We start from the raw sequence: 21812 nt of genomic DNA on the forward strand, positions 1-21812 counted from the left end.
CATCACATCCCTTTATTAAAAAATCACGCCTGCATGTAAAATAACATTCGCATAAGGCGTTGCTTCTCCTGTACGAATAATCGCCTTCGCTCTCTTTGTATGCTCTTTAAATTCCTTATGAGACACATATTCAAATGCTGGCTCTATTAATCGCATCTCAACTTCTTTATTTACCTCTGCATTATTTATAATAACTTCTTCTGCTAACATCACTTTTTCAATTGCCATATCATCAGCAACTACTTGTAATACGTCTAAAAAACTAGGTTTTCCGATTTCAACTGCTAAATCAATTCGTTTTACTCCATCAGGAATAGGTAACCCGCAATCAGCAATTACAATCGTATCTGTATGTCCAAGTGAAGCAAGGACCGCCGCAATTTCACTATTTAATACACCGTGTTTCTTCATCCGACAATCACCTGCACTTCACGTACTCTATCTCTTGTTGGCATACCGCCCTGTGCCCCAAGTTTCGTTACAGAAAGACCACCAGCAATGTTCGCAAAACGAATTGCTTTTTGAAGTATTTCTCCTTCAGAAAGTGCAACTGCTAGCGCGCCGTTAAATGTATCACCAGCTCCAGTCGTATCTACTACGTCTACAGCAATACTTGGAACTTGAACAACTTCCGTTCCGTTATGGAAACGAACACCGTTAGACCCTTCCGTCATCAATAGCTTATTTGGATATTTCGCAAGTAACTCTTCAATTGGTGATGTGAAATCATTTAATACGATGCGACATTCATGTTCATTCGGCGTAATATAAGTCGCTTTTTCTAAAATATCTTCTGATAAGATTTGTGCTGGAGCCGGATTCAACATAACTGGAATGTTATGCTCCTCACAAATAGCCAGAACGTATTTTACTGTTTCAAGCGGAATCTCTAGTTGAAGAACAACCATATCTGCTTTTACAAGAAGGTCTTTTGAACGATCTACAATCGACTCATTTACAAGAGCATTTGCTCCTTGTACGACAACAATACTGTTATCCTCTTCTGCTAAAACGATATGAGCGATTCCTGTCGTCCTATCTGTAACCGGTACCACATAGTCGATAAAAATGCGTTCGTTCTCCAAATTTTTTCTAACTACTGTTCCGTAATCATCATTTCCTACTGCACCAACCATCGCTACATTTGCTCCTAATCTAGCTGCAGCAACTGCTTGGTTGGCCCCTTTTCCTCCTGGTATCGTATGAAACGCTTCACCAATTACTGTTTCTCCTGCTTTCGGCCGTATTTTTGAAACAGCCACTAAGTCCATTGAAATGCTACCTACTACTGCAATATTTGGCATCTGTCTCATCTCCTTACTTCGTTGTATTTCGTTCTATAATTTCAATCGGTAAACGATAGTGTTTCTCTTCTAATGGATTTCCTTCCATCTGCTCTAACAACAATTCTGTTGCAATTTTCCCCATTTCATAAATTGGCTGTGCAACAGTCGTAATAGATGGATACATCATTTCAGTTAAAGAAATTCCATCGAATCCAATAATTTGTAAATCGTTTGGAATAGAAATTCCCTTTTGAAGTGCAGCCTTTACAATACCAATTGCAATTAAATCATTCCCAGCAACAATTCCATCAATATGCGGATATTCTTCTAATAATTCCACCGCTACCTGTTCACTATTAGCTGGATCGAATGTACTCTCTGCAATCATATAAGAAAGATTATTTTGCGTAATAACGTCTACAAAACCTTCAAAACGTTCATTAGCTGTGCTCACATCACGCGGTCCACGAATATGTGCAATATGTTTACACCCTTTGTCTATTAATAACTTTGTCGCCGCCTGGATCCCTGCATAGTTATCTGCATATACAGTAGGAATGCGCTCATTAAACATACGGTCAATCGCAACAACTGGAATAGACAAATTCATGTAATTAACACTATTTTGTGGATTCGTTGCTACAATAAATCCGTCCACATTATTTTGTCTAAGCACATCAATGTATTGCTTCTCTTTTTCTAAATTTTCATCAGAGTTACAAAGTACAACTGTGTAGCCTTGCTTATGTGCTACATCTTCTACAGCACGTGCAACTTCCGGAAAGAATGGATTCACGATATTTGGAACAACTAAGCCAATTAAACGAGACTTTTTATTATATAAAGAACGCGCTACTGTACTAGGCTTATAATCTAGCATTTCAATTGCTCGCTCTACTTTCTTTAATGTATCCTCATGGACATATCCATTTTTATTTAACACTCTGGAAACGGTCGCAACAGATACCCCTGCTAATTTTGCAACGTCTTTAATCGTACTCATTCTCTTTTCTCCTCATTTCATGTAACCGTTTACAGAAAATAATATAACGCATTTATAAAAATACGTCAATCATTTCTAACTAAAAAGCTTTTACGGTTATACTCAAAAAAAGCATCGCCATAAGGCGATGCTTTTTTATTACGAATATGATACAGTTTTTTCCTTTTCTTCTACAGCAGGCTCTTCAGCATCTTTTTTACGATCAGACAGTTTAATTTTCTGTAAGAAAATCGTAAAGATAGCACCTACTACGATAAATACCAATCCTGTTAAGAATACAGTATGAAGTGAGTCCACTAAAGAGCTTTTCAAAATTGGTACGATGCTATTAGAAAATGCTTCTGGCATTTGTTTTAATGCCTCTGGACTAAATAGCATAGAATATAAACTTTGTGGATCTGTATGAATCATATCTTTAAATTTTGTTACCATTTGTCCCGCTTCTTTTGGGAATGTGTCTAATACAGGTACTAATTTATTTGTTAACGTTGTACCTGAAGTGTTATTCATAATTGATCCTAAAATTGTAATACCGAATGTTCCACCGATTTGACGGAAGAATTGACTTGATGATGTTACAACGCCAAGATCTTTTTTCGGGAAGCTTTCTTGTAATGCTAATGTTAATATCGGCATAACAAGACCCATTCCTAAACCGATAACCATCATATAAGAAGTAGCGGTAAGCTTAGTTGTGTGCATATCCATCGTTGTTAATAACCAGAAACCACTAGCCATAATAAGCATCCCTGTAATAATTTGTGGTTTCACACCAATTTTTAATACAAGCTGACCACCAATAATACTCATAACGATCATTGTAATCATCATCGGTGTCATAATCGTTCCTGATTCAGCAGCACTTACGCCTACAATTCCTTGCATAAAGAACGGTACGAACATAATTGCTCCAAACATTCCGATACTCATAAAGAAACCGATCGCATTCAGTAGTGTAAATGTGCGGTTTTTAAAGAAGTGCATCGGTAAAATTGGTTCTTCAGCCTTCGTTTCAACGATAACAAAGCTAACAATACCAATGGCAGCTAGTGCAAATAACCCGATAATTTGCCAAGAACCCCATGCATAATCTTTCCCGCCAAACGTTAACGCAAGTAATAAACTTACAACACCGAGAATCATCGTGAAGATTCCAGCGATATCAATTTTAATTGGTCCTGTTTGTTTATGTGCTTTTAATCCCATTGCAATGAAGATTGTCGCTAAAATACCAACTGGTAAGTTAATATAGAATACCCATCTCCAGTTCACTGCGTCTACAATCCAACCACCAACTTGTGGTCCAATTACAGAGGCAAGACCGTATAGAGCTCCAAAAATACCTTGCCATTTAGCACGTTCTTTTCCCGTGAACATATCTCCGATAATAATCATAGCCATTGGCATCATAATACCGCCACCAAGACCTTGAATACCACGGAAAATAATTAATTCTGTCATACCGTTTGCCATACCACATAACGCTGAACCAACCATAAAGATAATTAATCCTGCTATATATACGTTACGACGCCCAAGTAAATCCGCTAATTTACCTGCAATCGGTACAACCGTTGTTGATGTTAACATGTAAGCTGTTGTTAACCATGTCATTAAACTTAATCCACCTAGTTCACCGACGATACGCGGCATTGCTGTACCAACGATTGTTCCGTCCAATGCAGCAAATAGCATTGCGATTACTAAACCGATTAACAACAACTTTCTATTCTGATTTTCTTGTTGCTCCATGTAATCTCCTCAATTCCTCTTAGTTTTTCTCTTTTTTCTCTTTTTTCTCTTTTTTCTCTGGTTTCCCGCAAATAATTGTTTCTAGCTTTTCAAAGAGGCGCAACAAATCTTCCCTCTCTTGTAATTCTAAGTGTGAGAAGTATTTTGCAATATGCTCATTACGAGCCGCCATCGCTTCTTCTACTGTAGTTTTCCCCTTCTTCGTTAGCTCAATGACAACAACGCGGCGATCATTATCGTCGTGATAGCGCTCTACTAACCCATGATCAATTAAACGATCAGTCATTACTGTAATCGCGCTCGGTTTCACGTACATTTTCTCCGCCAATTGTGTCGCTCTTGAAGCTCCGTAATGATCTAAAATCTTTAAAATATAAAACTGCGGTGGTGTAAGTCCTGATGCTTGCATTTGTTCTAATAGCTCTGTTTGCATTTTCTTTCCTATAGCGAATGTAAGAGCTTGAATCTTATCAATATGAGTCATATCATTTGGCATGTTATCCACCTCTTATTTAAGCAATAAAATATTTAACGTATTTAAATATTAATCCCACAAACAAAATACGTCAACAACTTTCTTTATAAAAACGTTTACATTCTTGTCACAAAGTTGTATACTTTTCGTCGAAGTTAATATTGACAGTCACGGAGAATCGGAGTATATGGCTATGAATCATAAAAAAGGGAACTTTTTTATATTTCATAGCCTTTTTGTATTCTCTCTGTCTTAAAACGCTTCCAATTAATTAGGGGAGGATTTTCATTTTATGTTTTTCACACAATTATTTAAACCTGCGCCCCACGCAGAACGCTTACCAGCTGATCGCACTGATAGCGAATACCGCAAATTGCGTTTGCAAGTATTCTTAGGCATCTTCATCGGTTATGCGGGTTACTACTTTGTTCGAAAAAACTTTTCACTCGCAATGCCATACTTAATCGAACAAGGCTTTAGTAAAGGGGAACTTGGGGTTATCCTTTCAGCAGTATCTATCGCTTACGGATTAAGTAAATTTCTTATGGGTATCGTATCCGATCGTTGTAATCCTCGCTACTTTTTAGCAGCTGGGCTATTTTTATCCGGTATCATTAATATTATTTTCGGCTCATTTTCTTTCATTACAACGAGCATTATACTTATGTTTGTACTTCAGTTTTTAAATGGATGGGTACAAGGTATGGGTTGGCCTCCTTGTGGCCGTACGATGGTTCACTGGTTCTCCGTTAGTGAACGTGGTACAAAAATGTCTATTTGGAACGTCGCTCATAATGTCGGCGGCGCGCTTATGCCCTCTCTCGTTACATTAGGCTTATATTTCTTTGCAAATGACTGGAAAAGTATATTTTACTTCCCAGGTATTCTTTCAATTTTAGTGGGGATTTATGTATTAATTACGATGAGAGATACACCTCAATCTTGCGGATTACCTTCTATTGAAGAACATACTGGGGAATATCCATCAGATGAAAAAGTAGCGGACCGTGAACGCGAACTTTCGGTAAAGGAAATTTTATTTACATACATATTAAACAATAAGTTTTTATGGTACATCGCTATCGCTAACGTCTTTGTTTATTTCGTTCGTTACGGCGTTGTAGACTGGGCTCCTACTTATTTAGTAGAAGAAAAAAGCTTTACTCACAGTAGCTCACGTACAGCTTATGCTCTATACGAATGGGCTGGTATTCCAGGTACGCTTCTTTGCGGATGGATGAGTGATAAACTATTTAAAGGACGCCGTGCACCTGCTGGTATTTTATTTATGGTCGGTGTATTTATCGCAGTTCTTGTTTACTGGCTAAACCCTCCTGGTAATCCAATGGTTGATAGCATCGCACTTGTCGCAATTGGATTTTTAATTTACGGACCTGTTATGTTAATTGGCCTACACGCTCTTGACTTAGCACCAAAGAAAGCTGCTGGAACTGCCGCTGGGTTAACTGGGTTCTTCGGTTACCTAGGGGGAGCTACTTTTGCTAGCGCAGCTATGGGCTTTATTGTAGATGGATTCGGATGGGACGGCGGATTCATTTTGCTCCTTGCTTCTTGTGTGCTTGCAATGTTCTTCCTTGCTCTTACTTTAAATACAGGATCTACAAAACAAAAACAAGCTTAAACAATAATATTATACTTACAAAAAAAAGAGAGACAGTTCTTTCCAGAACACCTCTCTTTTTTCTACATATAGTACTTTTTTATTACAAATAATTTATCAATCCACCCCATAATTGTGAGCGTTTTAAAAGGGTTTTTATCCTTATATTACTGCATCTCATCTCTATATAAAAAGATTTTTGAATATTTACTCTTGTCAAACATTGTCACTTTATATTAAAATAGCAACAACATACTAAATATTTAGTCTTTTCAGAAAAGATGGAGGGATAACCATGAAGAATCCACTTCTTCGCATTGAAAACTTACAGACTTCCTTTCGCATACAAGATCAATATCATGCAGCAGTTGATAACGTTTCGTTAACTGTCCATGAAAATGAAATTGTCGCGATAGTTGGTGAATCCGGTTGCGGAAAAAGTGCACTTGCCCTTTCCATTATGCGACTGCATAATGAAGCAAATACAAAATTACAAGGGCAACTTAACTATAGAGATAAGGATTTACTTACTATGTCGACCGCAGAGATGAATAAAGTACGCGGATCAAACATCGGTATGATTTTCCAGGAACCTCTTACAGCACTCGATCCTCTTATGACAGTTGGAAAACAAATCGAAGAAAACTTAGACTACCACACAAACCTTTCGAAAGCAGAAAAGAAAGAACGCACCTTAGAACTACTCCATCAAGTTGGTATTCCAAAACCAGAACTTACATATAAACAATACCCTCACGAATTATCTGGCGGAATGAGACAAAGAATTGTTATCGCGATTGCGATTGCTTGTAACCCAGCACTCATTATTGCGGATGAGCCAACAACGGCTCTTGACGTAACCATCCAAGCACAAATTTTAGACTTACTAAAATCTATTCAAGAACAAACGAAAATGGGCATCATTTTAATTACACATGATTTAAGCGTTGTTGCCGAAACAGCTGATCGTATTGTCGTTATGTATGCAGGACAAGTTGTAGAAACAGGAACAGTAGAAGAGATTTTTAATAACCCGCTTCACCCATATACTCGTTCTCTATTAAACTCAATTCCATCTGCGTATGCGGAAAAAGAAAAATTGCATGTAATTCAAGGCGTGGTTCCTTCGTTAGCGAAGCTTCCTCGCACTGGATGCCGATTCCAAGCCCGAATCCCTTGGGTTAGACCAGATCAACATGAGGAAAATCCTGTTTTACATGAAGTAAAACCAGACCATTGGGTACGTTGTACTTGCTATAAGCACTTCAACTTCCAACATAAGAAAGGAGATGGCGTAACTCATGGCACTGCTTAAAGTAGAAGATTTAAAAGTACACTTTCCAATTAAAGGCGGTTTCTTCGGACGTACATTAGATTATGTACGAGCTGTCGATGGCGTAAGCTTTGAATTACAACCTGGTGAAACATATGGAATCGTTGGTGAATCAGGTAGCGGCAAATCAACAACGGGTAAAGCAATTATGCACTTAACGAAAGCGACAGGCGGTAGCATTCATTTTAATAATAGGGATTTAACGAAATTAAGTCGCTCTGAGTTAAGAGAACAACGAAAAGATATCCAAATGATTTTCCAAGATCCGTATTCATCATTGAATCCAAAAAAACGTGTTATCGATATTATTGCCGAACCACTTCGGAATTTTGAAAAGCTCTCACCCGATGAAGAGCGTCGAGCAGTTCAAGAATACCTTGATAAAGTTGGGTTAAATCCAGAGTCTATTTATAAATACCCACATGAATTTTCCGGTGGACAAAGACAGCGAATTGGTATTGCACGCGCTCTTACATTAAAACCAAAACTTATTATCGCCGATGAACCAGTATCTGCACTTGACGTGTCGGTACAAGCGCAAGTTTTAAACTTCTTACAAGATTTACAATCTGAACTTGGATTAACGTACCTATTCATAAGTCACGATTTAGGCGTAATTCGTCATATGTGTGACCGCATCGGTGTAATGTATCGCGGGCGCATTGTCGAAGAAGCAACTAGTGCAGAAATTTATAATAATCCACAGCACATCTATACGAAACGCCTAATATCAGCTATTCCTGATATTCGTCCAGAAAACCGCGAACAACAACGTAAATTACGTCAACAAGTAAGTTCTGAGTACGAAAAATCATACGAAAAGTATTTCAATGAAAACGGTCGTGCTTACGATTTAAAACCAATCTCGCCAACTCACCGGGTGGCATTACCTTAAGGGAGTGATAAAACATGTGGAAATTTATATTACGGAGATTTTTAGTGATGATCCCGCAATTATTCGTGTTAAGTATACTAGTCTTTCTACTAGCTAAAGCAATGCCAGGCGATGCCTTAACCGGTAGAGCAATGAATAACCCAAAAGCAGATCCAAAAGTCATTGAAGAACAACGTGAAAAGCTAGGATTAAATGACCCGGTTACAACACAATATGTACGCTGGATTAAAAATGCCGTCCAAGGTGACTTCGGTATTTCCTATGCACATAAAATGAAAGTAACCGACTTAATTGGTGAACGACTTGGAAATACAGTATCTTTAGCACTTGTTATTCTTATTCTTACTTACTTAATTGCCATTCCACTGGGAGTTATAAGTGGGCGTTGGAATGACACCTGGGCTGATCGACTCATTACCATTTACAACTATCTAGGTTTTGCTACACCGCTATTTATATTTGCACTAATTATGCTCTTCCTTTTCGGATTTAAGTTTGCTCTGTTTCCGACTGGCGGTAGCGTAGATCCTCAAGTTGCAACAGGTACATTTGCTTACTATTTAAGCAAATTCAATCACATGCTATTACCAGCTTTATCCGGCGCATTAATTGCGACAGTTGGTACTGTTCAATATTTACGAAGCGAAATTATCGATACGAAACATAAAGATTTTGTACGTACAGTAAGAGCAAAAGGTGTTCCAGAATCAAAAGTCTATTCTAGACATATTTTACGAAATTCATTCTTACCAATTGCAGCCTTCTTAGGTTATGAAATTACAGGATTAGTTGGTGGTGCCATCTTCTTGGAAAGTATCTTTAGTTACCCAGGGATTGGACAACTATTTATACAATCTATCTCTCAACGCGATTTTAGTGTAATAACTGCACTCGTTATGTTTACTGGATTTGCAACGCTACTTGGAACTCTCCTTTCAGATATTATTCTAAGCATCGTTGATCCACGTATTCGTATTGATTAAAGAAAGGAGGGTTTTTAATGTTAGCAAACCCTAAAAAACAAACTGAAGTTATTCATTACGAAAAAAGTCCTTCTGGTTTCTCTATTATGTGGCGAGAACTTCGCAAAGATAAATTAGCAATGTTTTCACTTTTTTTCCTAGCAATCTTATTACTAGCGGTATACGCAGCATCTTTTATTATGAAACAAGAAGATATTGTACGAGTTGATTTATTCGCCATTTATGCCCCTCCCTCTGCTGAACATTGGTTAGGAACAGATTACGGAGGACGCGATATTTTCGGCCAACTTATTATTGGTACACGTAACTCATTTACAATTGGACTAGCTATTACTATTCTTTCTTGTTTGATTGGTCTTTCAATTGGATTAATTGCCGGTTATTTTGGAGGAACTATTGATAATATCATTATGCGCGTTATCGATTTTGTCATGGTTTTACCATTTTTAATGCTTGTAATTGTTTTTATTACACTTGTTCCTACATTCAACATTTTTACTTTCATTTTAATTATGACCGTTTTCTTATGGACAGGAAAGGCAAGATTAATTCGCTCAAAAGTATTAACTGAAAAAGAACTCGATTATGTCTCTGCATCAAAAACATTAGGAACACCAAACTGGAAAATCATTCTTTTTCAAGTACTACCTAACTTAAGCTCAATTATCATTGTCAGTGTTACATTAAATCTTGCTGGAAACATCGGCATTGAATCTGGTCTAACTTTCTTAGGGTTCGGTCTACCAGAAAGTACACCAAGCCTTGGTACACTTGTTAGTTATGCTAGAAACCCAGATGTATTACAAGAGAAATGGTGGATTTGGTTACCCGCATCAATCATGATTTTAACATTGATGCTGTGTATAAATTTTATTGGCCAAGCGCTACGCCGCTCGGCTGATGCAAGACAGAGAAAAGGATAAGGGGTGGAGAAGATGACGAATAAACCAAATTTTTTCAAAGTATTAAGTACACTTGCAGTTTCAACATTACTACTTTCAGCATGTGGGGGCAGTGGGGGTAGTGAAAAAACTAGCAGCACAAAAAAAGTAGATACAAATAAATTTAGTACAACTGTTAAAAATGACAAAAAAGAAATTAAAGATGGTTCATTAACATATGGTCTTGTTTCTAACACACCATTTGAAGGCCTTTTAAACTTCGCTGTATATGAGGGAGATCCTGATAATCAAGTCCTTACAATTTTCGATGAATCTTTATTATCAAATGATAAAAACTGGGAATACACTAATGATGGAGCTGCTACATATGAACTTTCTGAAGATAAAAAGACAATTACACTAAAAATTAAAGATAATGTAAAATGGCATGATGGGAACCCTGTTACTGCTGAAGATTTAGAATATTCTTACCTGGTGATCGGTAGCAAACTATATGCTGGTTCTCGCTATGACTCTCAAATGCAAATGATTGAAGGTATGGAAGATTACCATAATGGAAAATCTGAAAAAATTTCAGGTATAAAGGTAACGGATCCAAAAACAATTTCTATTACATTTAAAGAACCAAACCCTTCAGTGAAAACAGGACTTTGGACATACCCTCTCCATAAGAAATACTTAGGAGATGTACCAATCGATAAATTAGCAGAATCTGATAAAATCCGTAAAAATCCAATTGGCTTTGGGCCTTTTAAAGTGAAGAAAATTACGCCAGGGGAATCCGTTGAATTTGAACGTTTTGATGACTATTATGGTGGAAAGCCAAAACTGAAAAGCATGGTTTTAAAAGTTGTCAATCCTTCCGTTGTTAACGCATCCTTAAAAAACGGCGATATTGACATTGCTGAAGTAAGTGCAGATCAATATCCAAATGTAAGTCAATTAAAAAATGCACAATTACTCGGCAAAACCGATTTATACTATAGTTATATCGGCTTTAAATTAGGGCATATGGATAAAGAAAAAGAAGAAGTAGTCATGGATAAAGATAAATTTAAAGATGTTCGTGTACGTCAAGCAATGGCGTATGCTATTGATCGAAAAGAAATTGGTGAAAAATTATATCATGGCCTACGTTATCCGGCTAACTCACCAATCCCACCATCTCTACCAAAATATCATAACAATAAAGTTGGTTCTTATGATAAAGATGTAGAGAAAGCTAAAAAGTTATTAGATGAAGCTGGCTATAAAGATACGAACGGAGATGGATTCCGTGAAGATCCGAATGGTAAAGAATTTAAAGCTAATTTCTTATCAATGAGTGGTAGCGATGTAAGTGAACCACTCGCAAAATTCTTTATTCAATCTTGGAAAGACATCGGCCTAAAAGTAGAGCTTCTTGATGGTCGCTTACATGAATTTAACTCATTCTACGATATGATTAAAAAGGATGATCCAAAAGTTGATATTTTCTCTGGAGCTTGGGGAACTGCATCTGACCCAGACCCTTCTGGTATTTGGGCTAAAAATGCATCGTTCAATTACACGCGTTGGTCTAATGACAAAAATAATGAATTATTAAAACAGGGTATTTCTCCAGCGGCTGCTGATGAAAAGTATCGTAAAGACGTCTACGATAAATGGCAAAAATTAATTCATGATGAAGTACCATTAATTCCACTTCATTATAAATTCGATTTAAAAGGTGTAAACAACCGCGTAAAAGACTATAAATATACACCAGAAGATCAATATAAATGGGGTAACGTTAGCGTAACAAGCGATAAAGCAGAAACAGAGAAATAAGAAAATAGCTCCTAGCACTAAGATACATGCTAGGAGCTATTTTTTATTTATAATACTTCTCTTGCTATTAATAACAACCAATTCCTTCCCTACTCTAAAATTAAAAGATTTGATGAACCATCTTTATTAAAATAGCTAACGTAACAGATGCAGCAAATCCGCCTAAACAAATTAAGCTTACCCCTTGACTATATGATAAATTTTGCAATGATTTCATTACTTCCACCCTCCCTATCTCCCCTTTGATACTCTTATTTTACCAATGGGAAAAATTTCATAACATCGATTTTTCTGACAACAAACTTACAAATTTGTAAGTTAACGATTTCCCTTTAAACTTATATCTAGTATTTCCATAATCTCCCCCCTCTATACATCAAAAAAGACCTCGAATTATATCAAGGTCCTGCTTACACTACATAATATCTCACTCAACTTATTTTATCCCGCTATTCGCCGGGCAGTAAGACCCCCACCTCAAAATTCAGTGAAAGCAAAGAAGTTAGGTCGGGGATGAACAAAACCCCCACTGATTAAAGCTTCACTTTATAATCATCACCGGGCATTTCACACGCTTTGCTATTTTATGACTTACACTACCAAGCACCATCTCTTGCAGTGTATTTAGCCCTCTACTCCCAGCAATAATAAGATCTATATCTCCTGTATTTACATATTGAACAATCGTATCTCCTGGATCGCCATGTAGAATCGTAATTTTGTAGGAAATGTTCTCTTTCTTTAATAAACCCTCAATCTCTTTTAATTTATCTTTTCGACTAGCTGATATTGTTTCTAAATCCGTTTGTCCTTGTATAATATCTGACTTTGCCGTTCTATTATCTACTACGTACACAACTTCAACATGTGTTTCTTCGCTAAATTTCGCAATATATGTTGCATGCTCGGCTGCTCGAAGTGCATGTTCAGAACCATCGCATGCTAATAAAATTTGTTTGTACATATGCTGAATCCCCTTTTCGTTATCCTACCCGTATTATATAATAAAGCCCCCTAAAAAGGAGGCTTCTAACTAGCAATTCTCTTATTATAAGTAGCTAAATTCGCAACGAGCTTCGAGCTACGTTCATTTAACCCTGTGATCCTTACTTTCACACCGTTCTGTTCATACTTCATTATAACTTTATCAATTGCCGCTACTGCTGAATCATCCCATACGTGTGCGTTAGTAAAGTTCATCTCAATTTCTTTCACATCTTCATTGTATGAAAAAGCATTTATATACTCTGCCGTAGATGCGAAGAATAGTTGGCCGTGAATTTCGTATATTTTCTTATTTTCAATATACAAATGTTTCACGTGAATCTTTGCCATATTGAATGCAAATAAAACTGCACTAATTATCGTTCCGATAATTACACCTAATCCTAAATTATGTGTAATTATGACAATCACAACTGTTACGATCATAACAAATGCGTTTCCTTTTGGTACTTTATGAATCGTCGCTACAGAGTTCCAATCAAACGTCCCAATCGAAACCATAATCATAACTGCAACTAAAGCTGCCATCGGAATATGAACAACGTAATCACCTAAAACAAATAGCAATACGATTAAAAAACCACCGGCTACAAACGTCGATAATCTCCCGCGACCACCTGATTTAATGTTAATAACAGATTGTCCAATCATTGCACATCCTGCCATTCCTCCGAAGAAACCAGCAACAACGTTCGCAATCCCTTGTCCACGTGCCTCTTTATGCTTATTACTTTCCGTATGTGTCATATCGTCTAAAACCGACGCCGTTAATAATGACTCTAGTAAACCTATAACCGCTAGCATAACTGAATACGGTAAAATAATTGCTAATGTCTCAAGTGTAAATGGAACATTAGGAATACTAAAGAACGGTAATTCTTTCGGTAAGCTTCCCATATCCCCTACTGTTTTTAACTGTAATCCGCTCATAAGTGCAATGCTTGTCACAATAATAATTGAAATAAGTGTAGACGGAAGAGCCGTCGTAATACGTGGAAATAAATATATAATTGCAAGTCCTAATGCGACAAGTGCATACATTTGCCAAGTTGCATTTTTAAAATGCGGCAATTGCGCTGTAAAAACTAAAATTCCAAGTGAATTTAAAAAACCACTCATAACGGATTTAGGAACAAACTTCATAAATGAGCTCAGCTTGAACACTCCAAAAATAATTTGAACAATACCTGTTACTATTGTCACAGCAAATAAATATTGCAAACCGTGATCCTTCACAAGAGTGACCATTAATAATGCCATCGCACCCGTTGCCGCCGAGATCATCCCTGGTCTTCCGCCGACAAACGAAATTGTAACCGCAATACAAAAGGCCGCGTACAATCCAACCGTCGGATCTACACCTGCAATAACAGAAAAAGCTATCGCTTCAGGAATTAATGCTAAAGCAACAACAACCCCCGATAGCACGTCCCCTCTCATATTTGAGAACCATTCATTTTTTATAGTTTGAAACAAAGTAACACTCCTCCACTCTTTTATCATTTGATTTTCTCCATAAGAAAATCAAGGCCGACTGCACGAAGGCTATTATATAACGAGCAAAGGATGTTGTGCTATGTAAAAGTTTCCTAAAGAAAAGACGCTACCTTAGCAGCGTCTTTTCTCATTTTATTAATGTCCACCGTGACCTTGACCACTTTCCTGAACAATCTCTAACCTCTCATCTAATATCCCTTGTGTTTCAAATGAGATATCACTAGTACTTCCTAATAGGAAACCATGGTTATACGGTCCAAGTGTTGGGTCATCCTTAAACTTCGGCTGAATAGTAGCAAGGAAGTCATAAACTGGTTGTTTTGCTTTTCCTTCCTCAAGCAAAACAACAGGGGCATGTTTACCCATATGTGAAAACGGTGCTCCCGCAATTGCTAAGTCTGGTGTTTTGCTTGAAACAAATGACAAACCGTGACCTGGTTTTGTGAATCCCCAGCCAAATTTCGTTTTTTCATCTTTAAATTTCGCAAATGCAACCGAATTTTCTGTTGGAGTCTCCCCACTAATACGCGTTACTTTCCCGTATTTACTTAACTCTTTTTCTACTTCTTTCGAAACGATTTTTTCTGGTCCTAACACATATATATTCGCTTTATCTTTTCTCGTCTTTAATGCCTCTATTGTCGCTTCTGGCACTTTATTTTTTTCAGTATATAGAAGAGGTTCCGGCATATGAGAAATCCAATTTACAGCTGGTGTTGTATATAAACGTCCTTCTTCTTCAGACGAACCGATAATAACGCTATTTGGATAATTTCCTGTTATATCGGCATATTCTTTATCAACATCTTTAGCAAATTTAGCTGGGTCCGTTTCTTTTATTTGCTTTACTTTATATTCTTTTAATTGCTCTAGGCTAGATGCCCCTATATCCCCCATCACCATAATTTGCGTTCCATCTTTCGTTCCGAGCGGATTTAATCGTTTTATTTCTTTTAACGTCATTTCGGGTACCTTTTCTTTTTCTATAAATAAAATCGGTCCGTTATTCGGGTGATGAATAAGATCCGCACTTGCAATACCTAATTGCCACTCGTTCACTGGCACTAAAATAATAGCGCCTGGCTGATTCTCTTTATGCGTTGCTGGCCATATCGTTTGCGAAGTTAATACTGCCATTTGCAGAGGATCATTTGTATTTAATCTCGTTACATTTTTTAAACTTGTCGTTAATAAATCATTCGATGCACCTTGATTCATTTCTTTCGGCGCAGTTACCTCCTGATTCATTTTCATTTCCTTTTGCTCTGTTTTCTTCTCTTCTGTAGATTCATGATTTTTATGATCTGTACTCGTTTGTCCGCATGCCGCAAGACCGACTGCTGCAATTATTGTTATCCCCAAAATTCGGGTCATCTTTTTCACTATATCGCCTCCGTATTATTCGTTTTCGAGCCAATATTATTACCTAAAATGGAATTTCAACTTTACAATAACAAGCAATTCTGAAGAAATTATGCAGATGCATTATAATCTGCACCATTTCTTCATGATTTTGACTTACAATTTAAGTAATAACTACAAATGCGGAGGTACTCTATGATCGATATACTACTCGTAGATGATGAACCGAGAATGCTTGAATTATTAACGCTTTATCTTACTCCAATCGGATATAACTGCGTATGTGCAGTATCCGGAGAAGAAGCTATTTCACATATAGAAAATCGAAACTTCAAATTTGTTTTACTCGATATTATGATGCCAAAGATGGACGGGTGGGAAACTTGCAAAAGAATTCGATCATTTAGTAACGTTCCTATCATTATGGTAACTGCTCGTGATCAAACGGTAGATGTCGTTCAAGGGTTAAAACTTGGAGCAGATGATTACGTGACGAAACCATTCCACGAAGAGGAGCTCTTCGCAAGAATTGAAGCTGTTTTACGCCGAACCAATCAACATGCACAAATCCAATATCACGGCATTTTATGGGATGAGGCCAAGCATTTCATTTCTGTCCATAATGAAGAACTTCTTCTCACCCCAATCGAATTCTCTTTACTCGGATTATTTTTACGTCATGTGAACTACGTATTAAGCCGTGATCAGCTCATTGAACGAATTTGGGGATTAAATACAAATACAGAAGATAGAACAGTCGATTCACATATTCGTAATTTACGTGATAAATTACGAAAAGTAAATTTCCCCATTGATCACCATTTAAAAACTGTTTACGGAGTAGGATATCGATGGATTGATATTGAAAACTAAGGAGCAAAACGATGAAGCGAATTTCTATTCAACTCGGATTTTATTTTCTAATTGTTACACTTTTAATCGAAAGTGTTCTATTTGTCTTGCTCTATTATAGCCTTGTAAACAATAGAGTGAATGAAGAAATGACTGCTTTATTAAAGCGTGGAAATAGTCACCGAGATGTCCTTGAAAAATATTTTGACAGGCAAACAATCTCCCATGTTGCTTTAATGGAATCCGAAGCTGAAACAACTGTTATTATTACAAATGCAAATAAGGAAATACTAGCTAAATCCAATGAAATAAATACTACTATAAAAAAACATATTGAAGGAATGCAAACACGAACAGATCATGATGGAGCAATTATAGAGAATCATTGGAAAACATCTAATTATATATGTACAGTTAGCCCAATTGTAGTGGCAGGAAAAACGGAAGGCTATGTATATATGTTTCTCGGGACGGAATCAATCGAAGAAATGGTTAACGGGCTCACACGGCAATTCATTATCGCTGGAGTCATTACTTTCCTATTAACAGCCATCACCATTTTTCTATTATCACGTTTGTTAACAAAACCATTGTTACACATGAAACAAGCGACTGAAAAAATGAGTAAGGGCGATTTATCCGTTTCATTAACAACTACTCGAAATGACGAAATTGGTGAACTAGCACAATCTATCCAAACTCTCGCAAATGATTTACATTATATGAAAACGGAGCGAAGTGAATTTCTAGCAAGTGTTGCTCACGAATTACGAACACCATTAACGTACGTAAGAGGTTATGCTGACATTGCATCAAAAGAAAACACACCCCCAGAGCAACGTTTACGATACTTATCCATTATAAAAGACGAGTCTGATTATATTACAAACTTAGTCCAAGATTTATTTTCACTCGCTCAAATGGAAAAGCATAACTTTTTCATTCAAGTACAGGAAGTGCATTTACACACCTTCCTTACTCGCATCACTGAAAAAATAAATGTGATGTACGGAGAAAAACAAATTAAAGTTGTTTTCACATGTCCTTCCTCACTCTTAGTAAAGCTAGATGAGCAACGCTTTGAACAAGTTATGGCTAACATTTTAAATAACGCGTATAGACATTCAAAAGAACATTCTCATATAAATATTTCTGTTACAGAAGAACATAAACGTATTTCCATTACAATTGAAGATGAAGGCGAAGGGATTCCGCCTGAAGACCTCCCTCACATTTTCGATCGCTTTTACCGTGTTGATAAAGCGCGCTCTAGAGCTACAGGAGGCACTGGTTTAGGGCTCTCCATCGTAAAAGAAATCGTAGAACTACACGGCGGGAATATTACTGTCACAAGTGAAATTGATCACGGATCTTGCTTTACAATTTCATTGCCATCTATATAGAAACACGACTATCATCAATAGTCGTGTTTTCTTATCCTTTAGGACTTTACTTTATAATATAAATTTACGAATTGGCCAAAACGTTTCGTATCCGTTAAAGTTAAATTAATTTCTGGATTCTTTTCTTTAAATAACGGAACTCCAGAACCTAATATGTGAGGTGTAATCGTAACAACATATTCATCAATTAAATTATTCTTAAAAAATCCTTTCAGTAGACTCCCTCCACCGACCATCCATATTTTAGATCCTTCCTGCTCTTTCAACCTTTTTGTAAACTCTAATACATCTTCATTTACAAACTCTACATGTTCGTTTGAACCTTTTTCTGAATTAGAAAAAACATAACATTTTTTATCTAGGTACGGGAATGTTTCCGTATGCTCTACCACATAATCGTACGTTCTCTTTCCCATAATTATCGTATCAATTGTTTCGTACATTTCTGTATAACCGTTGTCTCCCTCACCTTCTGTTTCCATTAACCACTCTAAATCATCATCTTCTTTCGCGATAAATCCATCTAAACTCGCTGCAATAAATAAAACAATTTCACGTGACATATCTTTTCCTCCTTACAGCTTCTATTGATAAAATCATCTTATAAGCACTATACTAACCATAAAACATGACAACTTATGTCATGTTAAAAAAGAAAAAGGTGATATCCTTGTCAAAAGCAAAACGTTTACTAGACATTCTTATATTTGCTTCTGCAAAAAAAACATTTACAGCTCAAGAAATAGCTGATGAATTTAATATTTCCGTTCGTACGGTCCATAGATATATTTTAGATTTAAGTGATATGGGATTACCCATTTACGCTGAACAAGGTCGTAACGGAGGATATAAAGTATTAACGAATAAAGTCATTCCCCCTATTTTATTTACCGAAGAAGAAGCAGTATCCATCTTTTTTGCTTTTCAGTCTTTAAGCTACTACAGAGACTTGCCTTTTAACACAGAAATCAATTCCGTTACGCATAAGCTGTATAGCTCCCTACAACATGATGCGAAAGCGAAAGTTGATAAAATACGATCTTATATCTCTTTTTGGAATCCGAAGAGAACAATTGATACACCTCTTTTAAACGAAGTATTAACCGCGGCTATTGAAAATAAAAATTTACACTTTCAATACGAATCTAAATCAGGGATAAAAATAAAATATGTTCATCCTATCGGTGTATATGCTCATGATGGGCTATGGTACTTACCATCCTATGACTTCAGCAGAAAAAAAGTATTACTGTATCGCGTGGATCGTATTCTTTCCATATTATCGACCGAAGAAAATAAAGATAAGTTTATGAATTTAGAAGAATGGTTCGCCTCTAACTCTAACGTAATAAACATTCCTACTCGGTTACATGTTTTACTAACGACAGAGGGTGTGCGCCAATGCAAAAGCGTTCCTTACCTTGAAGAATTCGTTGTAGTAGACGAAGATGGGACAGGATATATAAATTCAACAATTGATAAAGGTGAAATTAACTTTATTACTCCTTTATTTTATAGACTTGGAAAAGATGCAAGAGTTTTAGAACCGAAAGAATTGATAAATGGTTTACGTATACGTGCAAAAGAGGTTTTACATATGTATGAAGACGAAAAAAGCTGCTAAATATAAGCAGCTTTTTGTGTATTTGTTCCTATTGTTTTGACTGTTGACGAATATCAATCCACCAACGATATGACGCATTCATATTTTCAGTACTTCCATTCCCTCTGTAATGAAAAGCATCAAGGAAAATTGAATCTAGTTTATCCTCATCCACAAAATAACCCAAGTTAACTTTCATCGTTTGGCCAGGTCGGATACTGCCAATATTGTAAAAGCTTTTTCCATCTCCATGAGGTTCTAAATAATCGACTTCGCCCGTCATAATACGCGTTGCGTCCATTCCCTCTTCTTTAGCGTAGTTCCATGCATTTCCTTCAAATTTAAGCTGTTTTATGGATGGAGTCATATAGATTTCTTCTGTCACCTGTTTACCTATATTTTTCACTGTTGTTGTCAGGTAGACAAATTTAACATTAACTAATTTCGAATCTACTAATGTATCAATTGAATCTTTACCATTCCCTAATTTATATACATCCCGTCTGTACGATAGCAATTTTCCCGTCTGATTTAAAGCCTTCTTCTTGCTTAATATCCCTAAGCCAAGTTCATTAAAGTTCTCTTGTTTAAAATCTTTAATCGAATCAAAAACTTCAACTTTTTCTATCACATATTCAATTTGGCTGTTATCCATAGATATCGTTACTGGAACCTTTTGTCCTATGTGAAATAGTCGTTTACTATCTTTTTTCAAAGGAATCACCTTAGTTTTTTTAGGTTCATCCGCTTCACTAAAATACTTTTTATCATAATCTGTTATATGTGCTGCCTTTTCTTTTGACGTAGGCTCAAGTGAAATGTTCCCTAACACATCCATCATTTGTTCTTCATTTACATCTGATCCAATAAAACTTTCTAACATAATCCCTTCTTTCTCAAAAAAGAGAAAGACCTTCCTATCAAACATTACATTGTTGTTTCCAGTTTCTTTATGAACAATTACTGCTTTCCTGCCATTTATCTCTTTTTCTTCATAGCTTTTTGAATATAAAGTTTGAAAGTCCGCATTTCCCCCCACTCTCCAAAGAGCGAATGAAAATCCACCCATTGCGTCGTTATCTTTAAATGAATATTTCATAGCCGAGTCATCAATTGCTTCCATATTTTCTGGTAATTTACCAACTTTCAACTTATACCACTTATCAATATTTTTCGATTCCTTATTCGTTACTGAAACATTTACTTCGTAATTTTGTTTTTGAACAATCATATTATAGACTTTTACTGCACCAAAAACGGTTGTCGGCATACCAATCAATAAACAGGCCGCAGCGATTAACATACGATGTCTTTTACGCTTTGTCTGTGGTTGCTCGTCTTTCAGCTTCATTTCCTCCATAAACAATTTCTTTTTGTGTGTATATGTATGTGAAAATTCATGTTGTTCATCCAGTTTATCAAAATCATCTAAAGCAATTTTTTCAGCAAGGTCATACATTTCTTTGGAGTTCTTTGAATTCGTCATTTTGTATACCTCCTATAATACTTTGTACTCGTTTTCGAGCGCGCTCAAATTGCTTGCGGACATTAGCCTCTGTTATCCCCATTACACTTGAAATTTCTTGATACGTTAAGTTATAGAAGACTTTGTACTTAAACACTTGTCTGTTAGATTCATTTAGCTCTTTTAGCAATGTATCAATCTGAACCTCAGACATTATACGTTTTTCCCACTCTTCAATATTTTCATCTACTACCTCTGTTGATTCTCGTTGATATTCTTCTAAAAATGTTTCATGTCGTTTATTTTTCCGGTAACTATCAATCGCCTTGTTTTTCGCGATCCTCAAAATATACTGTTTAAGCTCTTGAGTGTTCAAACTATGCAGCTTTTCCAAATTCTTATAAAGAGTAATAAACGTCTCTTGAACTGCATCTTCAGCCTGCTGAATATTATTTAAAATAGAATAAGCTACATAATAAATTTTTTGCTCATACAACTCGTATAGCTCTTCCATCTTTTCGTAATCTTTGTTTGTAACTTTCATATAATTCCTCCTCTCATTCTAT

At 36.4% G+C, this 21812-nt stretch carries 21 protein-coding genes; 9 read left to right on the plus strand and 12 right to left on the minus strand.

The features are described 5' to 3' along the window. Positions 1–15 precede the first annotated feature (15 nt). From rbsD to AC1DS7_RS15455, 5 genes are all read right to left on the minus strand, one after another. The gene (rbsD, locus tag AC1DS7_RS15435) at positions 16–411 is read right to left on the minus strand and encodes a D-ribose pyranase (protein WP_002125248.1); all 396 of its coding nucleotides are present in this window, start codon (positions 409–411) and stop codon (positions 16–18) included. Beyond that, on the minus strand, positions 408–1304 hold the full coding sequence (gene rbsK / locus AC1DS7_RS15440; protein WP_002140386.1) for a ribokinase: 897 nt from the start codon (positions 1302–1304) through the stop codon (positions 408–410). The genes rbsD and rbsK overlap by 4 nt, the downstream gene beginning before the upstream one ends. Before the next feature lie 13 nt (positions 1305–1317). Next, positions 1318–2289, minus strand: a complete 972-nt coding sequence (gene rbsR / locus AC1DS7_RS15445; protein ID WP_215588725.1) for a ribose operon transcriptional repressor RbsR — start codon at positions 2287–2289, stop codon at positions 1318–1320. A 138-nt stretch (positions 2290–2427) separates the two neighbouring features. Beyond that, positions 2428–4041: an MDR family MFS transporter gene (locus tag AC1DS7_RS15450; protein WP_044444494.1), complete on the minus strand. Its 1614-nt coding sequence runs from the start codon at positions 4039–4041 to the stop codon at positions 2428–2430. A gap of 19 nt (positions 4042–4060) precedes the next feature. Next, positions 4061–4537 carry a MarR family winged helix-turn-helix transcriptional regulator gene (locus tag AC1DS7_RS15455; protein ID WP_016101809.1) on the minus strand — a complete coding sequence of 159 codons (477 nt, stop codon included), beginning with the start codon at positions 4535–4537 and terminating at the stop codon, positions 4061–4063. Between the two features lie 271 nt (positions 4538–4808). On the opposite strand from AC1DS7_RS15455, the gene glpT reads away from it, so the two are divergent. The 6 genes from glpT (at position 4809) to opp4A (ending at position 12059) form a co-directional block, all read left to right on the plus strand. Further along, entirely contained in the window at positions 4809–6158 is a 1350-nt protein-coding gene (gene glpT, locus AC1DS7_RS15460; protein ID WP_215588724.1) for a glycerol-3-phosphate transporter, read from the plus strand. Positions 6159–6432: 274 nt separating this feature from the next. After that, positions 6433–7452, plus strand: coding sequence for an ABC transporter ATP-binding protein (locus tag AC1DS7_RS15465; protein ID WP_002140384.1), 1020 nt, complete (start codon positions 6433–6435; stop codon positions 7450–7452). Further along, positions 7439–8365: an ABC transporter ATP-binding protein gene (locus AC1DS7_RS15470; protein WP_002140382.1), complete on the plus strand. Its 927-nt coding sequence runs from the start codon at positions 7439–7441 to the stop codon at positions 8363–8365. The genes AC1DS7_RS15465 and AC1DS7_RS15470 overlap by 14 nt, the downstream gene beginning before the upstream one ends. Before the next feature lie 14 nt (positions 8366–8379). Next, entirely contained in the window at positions 8380–9348 is a 969-nt protein-coding gene (opp4B, locus tag AC1DS7_RS15475; RefSeq protein WP_012260312.1) for an oligopeptide ABC transporter permease, read from the plus strand. 17 nt (positions 9349–9365) lie between these two features. Continuing rightward, positions 9366–10271 carry an ABC transporter permease gene (locus AC1DS7_RS15480; protein ID WP_002140379.1) on the plus strand — a complete coding sequence of 302 codons (906 nt, stop codon included), beginning with the start codon at positions 9366–9368 and terminating at the stop codon, positions 10269–10271. Between the two features lie 12 nt (positions 10272–10283). After that, positions 10284–12059: an oligopeptide ABC transporter substrate-binding protein gene (opp4A, locus tag AC1DS7_RS15485; protein ID WP_002140378.1), complete on the plus strand. Its 1776-nt coding sequence runs from the start codon at positions 10284–10286 to the stop codon at positions 12057–12059. Between the two features lie 100 nt (positions 12060–12159). On the opposite strand, the gene AC1DS7_RS15490 is transcribed toward opp4A, so the two are convergent. The 4 genes from AC1DS7_RS15490 to AC1DS7_RS15505 all read right to left on the minus strand — a co-directional run bounded on the left by AC1DS7_RS15490 (position 12160) and on the right by AC1DS7_RS15505 (position 15944). Then, on the minus strand, positions 12160–12276 hold the full coding sequence (locus tag AC1DS7_RS15490) for a DUF4027 family protein (RefSeq protein WP_002096854.1): 117 nt from the start codon (positions 12274–12276) through the stop codon (positions 12160–12162). 324 nt (positions 12277–12600) lie between these two features. Then, positions 12601–13023 carry a universal stress protein gene (locus AC1DS7_RS15495; protein ID WP_002140377.1) on the minus strand — a complete coding sequence of 141 codons (423 nt, stop codon included), beginning with the start codon at positions 13021–13023 and terminating at the stop codon, positions 12601–12603. 65 nt (positions 13024–13088) lie between these two features. Beyond that, on the minus strand, positions 13089–14540 hold the full coding sequence (locus tag AC1DS7_RS15500; protein WP_002140376.1) for a SulP family inorganic anion transporter: 1452 nt from the start codon (positions 14538–14540) through the stop codon (positions 13089–13091). Positions 14541–14696: 156 nt separating this feature from the next. Continuing rightward, entirely contained in the window at positions 14697–15944 is a 1248-nt protein-coding gene (locus tag AC1DS7_RS15505) for a cell wall-binding repeat-containing protein (protein WP_002140375.1), read from the minus strand. 174 nt (positions 15945–16118) lie between these two features. On the opposite strand from AC1DS7_RS15505, the gene AC1DS7_RS15510 reads away from it, so the two are divergent. Together AC1DS7_RS15510 and AC1DS7_RS15515 are read left to right on the plus strand one after the other, a co-directional pair. Continuing rightward, positions 16119–16796 (plus strand): response regulator transcription factor, encoded by a 678-nt coding sequence (locus tag AC1DS7_RS15510; RefSeq protein WP_002029819.1) that lies wholly within the window; start codon positions 16119–16121, stop codon positions 16794–16796. A gap of 11 nt (positions 16797–16807) precedes the next feature. Then, the gene (locus AC1DS7_RS15515) at positions 16808–18178 is read left to right on the plus strand and encodes a sensor histidine kinase (protein ID WP_002140374.1); all 1371 of its coding nucleotides are present in this window, start codon (positions 16808–16810) and stop codon (positions 18176–18178) included. 38 nt (positions 18179–18216) lie between these two features. On the opposite strand, the gene AC1DS7_RS15520 is transcribed toward AC1DS7_RS15515, so the two are convergent. Beyond that, a complete protein-coding gene (locus AC1DS7_RS15520) occupies positions 18217–18741 on the minus strand; it encodes a dihydrofolate reductase family protein (protein WP_002140373.1) in 525 nt (174 codons plus the stop codon). A gap of 65 nt (positions 18742–18806) precedes the next feature. Between AC1DS7_RS15520 and AC1DS7_RS15525 the strand changes: the two genes are divergently transcribed. After that, entirely contained in the window at positions 18807–19802 is a 996-nt protein-coding gene (locus AC1DS7_RS15525) for a helix-turn-helix transcriptional regulator (protein WP_186317321.1), read from the plus strand. Between the two features lie 28 nt (positions 19803–19830). On the opposite strand, the gene AC1DS7_RS15530 is transcribed toward AC1DS7_RS15525, so the two are convergent. Both AC1DS7_RS15530 and AC1DS7_RS15535 read right to left on the minus strand, forming a co-directional pair. Beyond that, positions 19831–21267, minus strand: a complete 1437-nt coding sequence (locus AC1DS7_RS15530) for an anti-sigma factor (protein WP_476999103.1) — start codon at positions 21265–21267, stop codon at positions 19831–19833. Next, a complete protein-coding gene (locus AC1DS7_RS15535; RefSeq protein ID WP_061689165.1) occupies positions 21233–21790 on the minus strand; it encodes an RNA polymerase sigma factor in 558 nt (185 codons plus the stop codon). Before AC1DS7_RS15535 ends, AC1DS7_RS15530 begins: the two co-directional genes overlap by 35 nt. Between the last annotated feature and the right edge of the window lie 22 nt (positions 21791–21812).

It is taken from the genome of Bacillus sp. P4_E1 (assembly GCF_056401715.1).

What these genes read in the sequence shown, in the direction of transcription:
- rbsD (WP_002125248.1), bottom strand. Translation starts at nt 411, where the DNA reads ATGAAGAAACACGGTGTATTAAATAGTGAAATTGCGGCGGTCCTTGCT.
- rbsK (WP_002140386.1), bottom strand. Translation starts at nt 1,304, where the DNA reads ATGCCAAATATTGCAGTAGTAGGTAGCATTTCAATGGACTTAGTGGCT.
- rbsR (WP_215588725.1), bottom strand. Translation starts at nt 2,289, where the DNA reads ATGAGTACGATTAAAGACGTTGCAAAATTAGCAGGGGTATCTGTTGCG.
- AC1DS7_RS15450 (WP_044444494.1), bottom strand. Translation starts at nt 4,041, where the DNA reads ATGGAGCAACAAGAAAATCAGAATAGAAAGTTGTTGTTAATCGGTTTA.
- AC1DS7_RS15455 (WP_016101809.1), bottom strand. Translation starts at nt 4,537, where the DNA reads ATGCCAAATGATATGACTCATATTGATAAGATTCAAGCTCTTACATTC.
- glpT (WP_215588724.1), top strand. Translation starts at nt 4,809, where the DNA reads ATGTTTTTCACACAATTATTTAAACCTGCGCCCCACGCAGAACGCTTA.
- AC1DS7_RS15465 (WP_002140384.1), top strand. Translation starts at nt 6,433, where the DNA reads ATGAAGAATCCACTTCTTCGCATTGAAAACTTACAGACTTCCTTTCGC.
- AC1DS7_RS15470 (WP_002140382.1), top strand. Translation starts at nt 7,439, where the DNA reads ATGGCACTGCTTAAAGTAGAAGATTTAAAAGTACACTTTCCAATTAAA.
- opp4B (WP_012260312.1), top strand. Translation starts at nt 8,380, where the DNA reads ATGTGGAAATTTATATTACGGAGATTTTTAGTGATGATCCCGCAATTA.
- AC1DS7_RS15480 (WP_002140379.1), top strand. Translation starts at nt 9,366, where the DNA reads ATGTTAGCAAACCCTAAAAAACAAACTGAAGTTATTCATTACGAAAAA.
- opp4A (WP_002140378.1), top strand. Translation starts at nt 10,284, where the DNA reads ATGACGAATAAACCAAATTTTTTCAAAGTATTAAGTACACTTGCAGTT.
- AC1DS7_RS15490 (WP_002096854.1), bottom strand. Translation starts at nt 12,276, where the DNA reads ATGAAATCATTGCAAAATTTATCATATAGTCAAGGGGTAAGCTTAATT.
- AC1DS7_RS15495 (WP_002140377.1), bottom strand. Translation starts at nt 13,023, where the DNA reads ATGTACAAACAAATTTTATTAGCATGCGATGGTTCTGAACATGCACTT.
- AC1DS7_RS15510 (WP_002029819.1), top strand. Translation starts at nt 16,119, where the DNA reads ATGATCGATATACTACTCGTAGATGATGAACCGAGAATGCTTGAATTA.
- AC1DS7_RS15515 (WP_002140374.1), top strand. Translation starts at nt 16,808, where the DNA reads ATGAAGCGAATTTCTATTCAACTCGGATTTTATTTTCTAATTGTTACA.
- AC1DS7_RS15520 (WP_002140373.1), bottom strand. Translation starts at nt 18,741, where the DNA reads ATGTCACGTGAAATTGTTTTATTTATTGCAGCGAGTTTAGATGGATTT.
- AC1DS7_RS15525 (WP_186317321.1), top strand. Translation starts at nt 18,807, where the DNA reads ATGACAACTTATGTCATGTTAAAAAAGAAAAAGGTGATATCCTTGTCA.
- AC1DS7_RS15530 (WP_476999103.1), bottom strand. Translation starts at nt 21,267, where the DNA reads ATGACGAATTCAAAGAACTCCAAAGAAATGTATGACCTTGCTGAAAAA.
- AC1DS7_RS15535 (WP_061689165.1), bottom strand. Translation starts at nt 21,790, where the DNA reads ATGAAAGTTACAAACAAAGATTACGAAAAGATGGAAGAGCTATACGAG.